Annotated in this window: 1 protein-coding gene; it reads left to right on the plus strand. The window is 66.6% G+C overall.

Annotated features, from left to right (window positions below; all coding sequences use genetic code 11):
- The coding region (locus OC446_RS30555) for an FtsK/SpoIIIE domain-containing protein (protein WP_262032617.1) at positions 1-758 on the plus strand (758 nt) is incomplete at both ends.

Here is a 758-nt window from a genome sequence, read left to right on the forward strand (position 1 = left end):
GTCATCGCCGATCTCGCCCGCATGCCCCACCTGCTGGTGGCCGGCACCACCGGCTCGGGCAAGTCGGTGGCGATCAACACCATGATCCTGTCCCTGGTCTACCGGCTCTCGCCGGCCGAGTGCCGCCTGATCATGGTCGATCCCAAGATGCTCGAGCTGTCCGTCTATGACGGCATCCCGCACCTGCTCACGCCCGTGGTCACCGACCCGAAGAAGGCCGTGGTGGCCCTCAAATGGGCGGTACGCGAGATGGAGGACCGCTACCGCAAGATGTCCAAGCTCGGCGTGCGCAACATCGACGGCTTCAACGCCCGCGTGGTCGAGGCCAAGGCGAAAGGCGAGACCATCACCCGCACGGTGCAGACCGGCTTCGACCGCGAGACCGGCGAGGCGGTGTACGAGGACGAGGTGATGGATCTCGATCCCTTGCCCTACATCGTGGTGATCGTCGACGAGATGGCCGACCTGATGATGGTGGCCGGCAAGGAGATCGAGGGTGCGATCCAGCGCCTGGCCCAGATGGCGCGCGCCGCCGGCATCCACGTGATCCTGGCGACGCAACGCCCGTCCGTGGACGTGATCACCGGCACGATCAAGGCGAACTTCCCCACGCGGATCTCGTTCCAGGTGACCTCGAAGATCGACAGCCGCACGATCCTAGGGGAGATGGGCGCCGAGCAGCTCCTCGGCCAGGGCGACATGCTGTACATGGCCGGGGGCGGGCGGATCACGCGCGTGCACGGGCCGTTCTGCTCGGA

Origin of the sequence: Microvirga sp. Mcv34 (assembly GCF_024519725.1) — a bacterium.
In the GTDB taxonomy this organism is placed as follows: domain Bacteria; phylum Pseudomonadota; class Alphaproteobacteria; order Rhizobiales; family Beijerinckiaceae; genus Microvirga.